Source organism: Rubneribacter badeniensis, from assembly GCF_002899695.1.
Classification (GTDB): domain Bacteria; phylum Actinomycetota; class Coriobacteriia; order Coriobacteriales; family Eggerthellaceae; genus Rubneribacter; species Rubneribacter badeniensis.
Genome location: NZ_PPEL01000140.1, coordinates 1 through 4,846 on the forward strand (window position 1 = coordinate 1; position 4,846 = coordinate 4,846).

Annotated in this window: 3 protein-coding genes; 2 read left to right on the plus strand and 1 reads right to left on the minus strand. The window is 67.6% G+C overall.

What is annotated here, in order from left to right:
* Positions 1-236 precede the first annotated feature (236 nt).
* Complete coding sequence (locus C2L80_RS13140; protein ID WP_087197566.1) at positions 237-1,973, minus strand: FAD-dependent oxidoreductase; 1,737 nt, start codon at positions 1,971-1,973, stop codon at positions 237-239.
* A 374-nt stretch (positions 1,974-2,347) separates the two neighbouring features.
* Between C2L80_RS13140 and C2L80_RS13145 the strand changes: the two genes are divergently transcribed.
* Together C2L80_RS13145 and C2L80_RS13150 are read left to right on the plus strand one after the other, a co-directional pair.
* The gene (locus C2L80_RS13145; RefSeq protein WP_087197568.1) at positions 2,348-3,664 is read left to right on the plus strand and encodes an L-cysteine desulfidase family protein; all 1,317 of its coding nucleotides are present in this window, start codon (positions 2,348-2,350) and stop codon (positions 3,662-3,664) included.
* Between the two features lie 213 nt (positions 3,665-3,877).
* Positions 3,878-4,765: a proline iminopeptidase-family hydrolase gene (locus C2L80_RS13150; protein ID WP_087197570.1), complete on the plus strand. Its 888-nt coding sequence runs from the start codon at positions 3,878-3,880 to the stop codon at positions 4,763-4,765.
* The last annotated feature ends 81 nt before the right edge of the window (positions 4,766-4,846 follow it).

Sequence of the window (4,846 nt, forward strand, 5' to 3'; positions counted from 1 at the left end):
GATGGGTATAAGAGACAGCCCCAAGGGGGGCACAGACGCGCAGACGGGGCGACGTTCGGGGAGGTGTGGCGTGCAGACGGGGCGACGTTCGGGGAGGTGTGGCGTGCAGACAGGCGGCGTCCGGGGGTGTGGTGCGCGGGTGGGACAGCGCCCGCGCACCACCCAAGGGGGAGCGGGTGGGCAGGTGGAGCGCCCCGCCCCTCAGGGGAGCGGGGCGCTCGGGCGCGCCAGTGCGCTTACGCGATGCCGAGGGCGTGCTTGGCGGCGATGCGGGCGAAGGTGGCGGTGCGTCCCGCGTTGATGCCCGTGAAGTTGCTCGGGTAGTTGTGCGGGTAGAAGCCTCCTTGGTCGTTTCCGCACACGTAGAGGCCCTCGATCACGCTGCCGTCGGTGCGCAGCGGCTGGGAGTTCGTATCGGTGATCACGCCGTGGATGGTCACGAGCAGCGCTCCGGCGATGCGCGCCGCGTAGAAGGGCGGCTCATCGACGGCGCTCAGGCGGTAGGCCGGCTTTCCGAAGTCGACGTCCTCGCCGGCGGCCGTCAGCTCGTTGTAGCGCTCGACGCTCGCCTTGAACGTGGCGGCTCTATCGGCGTCAAAGCCCATGGCCTCGGCCAGCTCGTCGAGGGTGTCGCACTGCTTGAGCGCGCCGCTTTCGATCTGCGGCGCGAGCCAGAACGAATCGAGGTGCTCTTTCGTGATGGCTTCGCAGTCGTACACGTCGGCGTTGAACGCGGTGCCCGACGGCGCGGGGAACAGGCGCGAGCAGCCGCACGTGTCGAACCGCTCGATGTCCTCCCAGTAGCTGCCGTCCCAGACGATCCACGAATAATGGCCGGGCTGGTTCGCGCCGGCGGCATAGCTCATGGGGTAGCACTGGTCCTCGTTCATGAAACGCTCGCCGTTCGCGTTCACGTGGAGGAACGGCTGGCTGCCGGGCAGGAAGATGGCGCCGCCCGTGCGCTCGTCGGTGAACTCGAAGCCGTCGGGGAGGATGGCGCGGTTCCAGATCATGCACGCGCCGCCGGCCTCGAGCTCGGCACCGGCCCACAGCGCCATGCGGATGCCGTCGCCCGTCTCCGTGGTGGCGCTGGTGAGGCCGCACCACTTCGAGTTGCCGGGGCACAAGTCGTTGAGCATCTCGGTGTTGGCACCATAGCCGCCGGTGCAGATGATGACGCCGTTTTTGGCGTTCACCTGGATGGTGCCCCGGTCGTCGGATTCGGCGATGACGCCGGTGACCTTGCCGGAATCGTCCTGCACGAGCTGCTGGGCGGGCGTCGTGAACAGGATTTCGCCGCCAAGCTCTTCAAACACCTCGCGCATGACCTCGAGATGCATGTACGCGCCGTAGTTGGGGCCGTCGGGGTTGTACTCGTCCAGGCAGGGGTTGTAGCACATGGCCGGATAGTAGGCGTGCTCGTCGTCGGGCTTGTGCCACTCGAACGGGAACAGCATGTCCTTGGGCTCAAGCGTCTCCTTCATCCATTCGATCATCTCGCCGGACTTCTCGGCCCAGGTTCGGTACATGAGCATGTTGGCGTCGCCCGCTTGCGTCTGGTTCGCGTGGTTGATGAGCGTGGGGACGTCCTCGATGTGGTCGGGCTCGAGCGCGGAGTTGAGCGCGCCGATGGCCTCGCGCGCGGCGGCGATGGCGCCGCCTTTCTCCAACACGATGACCTTCGCGCCGTTTTGCGCGGCCGTCGTGGCGGCCACGAGGCCGCCGTTGCCGGCGCCCACCACCACGAGGTCGGTTTCGAGCGTTTCGGCGATGTCGGTGGGCATCGCGGGCTTGTCGCGCCAGCTGCCTTGCGCCGCGTCGGCATCGGAGCCGGATTTCGAAGCGCTTCCTTCCGAGGCTTGCGGAGCGCAGCCCGCGAGCGCTCCGGCTGCGGCAAGCGCACCGGTGGCGGTGAGCCCGGCCAGGAAGTTGCGGCGGCTGATGGCGTTTTCGCCGGTGATGTTCTTTCCCATGGTTCCTCCTTCGCTGTGCGGCCGCGCGGGTTTTGCCGACGCCCGACGCGGCCCGTCCGCATGCGCTCCCTCCGCGCAATCTTGACGGACGCTTCGCATCGTAGGGCTGCGGCGCGGCGCGCGCATCGCGCGGAACCGGGTAGATCGGGCCTGCGTTCAGGCGAAACGCCGAAAATACCCGAAAGTGGGGGAGGGGCAGGCGCGCAGGGCGTCGAAGCCGTGCACCCTGCGCTTGTCGCACGCGTCGCGGGGAGGGGCGGGCGCGTAGGGTGCGGCGTGCGAGGGGTCCGCCCGCCGCGCACGGCGGGCGCTCTGGGTGCTGGGGTGCTATCATGATTCCTCATAAGGAGGGCGAGGCGAAAGGACGGGGCTGCATGGAGCGGACGGACGAGCGGTACAGGCACTACGTGGCCATCCTCGAAGAGGAGTTGATCGCGGCGATGGGCTGCACCGAACCCATCGCCATCGCGCTGGCGGCCGCCCGCGCACGCGAACTGTTGGGCGCATGCCCGTCGCGCGTGGAGGTCGAGGCGAGCGGCAGCATCATCAAGAACGCGAAGAGCGTGGTGGTGCCCCACACGGGCGGCCTCAAGGGCATCGAAGCCGCCGTGGCGGCCGGCATCGTGGCCGGGCGCGCCGATCGGGGCCTCGAGGTGATCGCCGAAGTGTCACAAGCCGACGTCGCACAAGTCGTCGCGTATCTTGAGCGCACGCCCATCGAGGTGGGTCGTGCCAAGTCGGAGCTTGATTTCGACATCGTCGTTCGCGCGTTCGCGAAGCGCGACGCGCAGATGGCGGGGCCGGACGCTTCTGCGCGCAGCGCGCTCGTGCGCATCGCCGACCATCATACGAACATCGTGCGCGAAGAGCGCGACGGCATCGTGCTGCGCGACGTCGCGCCGGCGTCCGAGGGCGGTGCGGACGAAAACCTCACCGACCGTAGCGTGCTGTCGATGGAGGGCATCTGGGACTTCGCCACGACGGTGCGCATCGAAGACGTGCGCGCCCTGCTCGATCGCCAGATCGCTTGCAACGACGCCATCGCGCGGGAGGGTCTTGACGGCGTCTGGGGCGCGAACGTCGGCAGCGTCATGCTGGGCGCGTACGGCGGCGACGTGAAGGTGCGGGCGTGCGCGCATGCCGCTGCGGCGTCCGACGCGCGCATGAGCGGCTGCGAGCTGCCCGTGGTCATCAACTCGGGCAGCGGCAACCAGGGCATCACCGTGTCGGTGCCGCTCATCGTGTACGCGCGCGAGCTGGGGTCGAGCGACGAGCAACTCTACCGCGCGCTCGTGTTGTCGAACCTCGTGGCCATCCATCAGAAGACGGGCATCGGTCGGCTCTCGGCGTTCTGCGGCGCGGTGTGCGCCGGTGCGGCGGCGGGCGCGGGCATCGCGTACTTGGACGGCGGCGGCTACGAGGAGGCCGTGCACGCCGTGGTGAACGCGCTGTCCATCACAGCTGGCATGGTGTGCGACGGCGCGAAGCCCTCGTGCGCCGGCAAGATAGCCTTCGCCGTGAACGCGGGCATCTTGGGCTACGTGATGTACCGCGACGGCCAGCAGTTCTACGGTGGCGACGGCATCGTGAAGAAGGGCGTGGAGAACACCATCGACAGCATCGCCCGCCTTGGCCGCGACGGCATGCGCGCCACGAACGACGAGATCATCCGTATCATGCTGGGGGCCTGAGCGGAGGTTCGGGGGGAAGGGCGGCGGGGCGGGATCTTTCGCCGCAGGGGCGCGGCGCGTCGCGCGTTACTGCTCGATCGCGGCGCTTTTCGCACAGAGGGCGCTTTTGGCGAAAGCGCCAAGCCTCGATGCGAGGCGGCATGTGCGGGCGTATAATCGGGCATGTTCGTTCTTTCGTTTCGGGTGTGGCCCGAAGGATGGGAGGTTGCGGCAATGGCGAAGATGACGTCGGGATACGTGGACTACGCGGGGTTCAAAACCTACTACGAGATCTACGGGGAGCGCACGCCTGAGAAAAAGCCGCTGCTCATTTTGCACGGCGGCCCCGGAGACACGCACAACTACCTGCTGAACTACCGCGACATGGCCGACCTCTACGGCCGGCAGATCGTCTTCTACGACCAGATCGGCTGCGGGGCGTCGAAGATCCCGCATCAGGAGGACGATTTCTACACATACGACCTGTGGATCGACGAGTTCTACACGGTGCGCGAAGCGCTCGGCCTCGACGACATCCACCTGTTCGGCAACTCGTGGGGCGGCATGCTGGCCATGATGTGCATGATCAGAGACGATGCGGGCGTGAACTCGATGGTGGTGAACGGATCTCCCGTGAACATTGCCACCTGGCTTTCGGAGGCGAATCGCCTGATCGAGTATTTGCCGAGCGACATGCAGGAGGCCATAGCCGAAGCCGAGCGCACGGGCGACTACGAGACGCCTGCGGCGAAGGCGGCCTACAACGAGTACTACCGCCGCCACGTGGTGGGCTGCGACCCGTGGCCCGACTACGTGCAGTTGGCGATGAGCCCTGAAATGGTGGGCGAGTGCTACTACGTCATGCAGGGCGCGAGCGAGTTCGTGGTGACCGGCAAGATGAAGGACTTCGACATCCGCGCCGACCTGCACAAGATCAAGGTGCCCACGCTCATGCTGTCCGGCACGAACGACGAGGCCACGCCGCTTGTGGTGAAGGAGGGCTACGACCTCATCCCCGGCTGCGAGTGGACGCTCGTGCAGGGCGCCGCCCACATCGGCAACGCCACCCACGCCAAGGAGTACCTGGAAGCCGTGGAGGGCTTCATCTCCCGGTTCGACTAAGGACGGCGGGGCGGCTGGTTGGCGGGCCGGGCGTTCGTCCTGCGGCGATGCCCGCGCGAGAGGGGGCGCCGTCCTGCGGCG

What these genes read in the sequence shown, in the direction of transcription:
- C2L80_RS13140 (WP_087197566.1), bottom strand. Translation starts at nt 1,973, where the DNA reads ATGGGAAAGAACATCACCGGCGAAAACGCCATCAGCCGCCGCAACTTC.
- C2L80_RS13145 (WP_087197568.1), top strand. Translation starts at nt 2,348, where the DNA reads ATGGAGCGGACGGACGAGCGGTACAGGCACTACGTGGCCATCCTCGAA.
- C2L80_RS13150 (WP_087197570.1), top strand. Translation starts at nt 3,878, where the DNA reads ATGGCGAAGATGACGTCGGGATACGTGGACTACGCGGGGTTCAAAACC.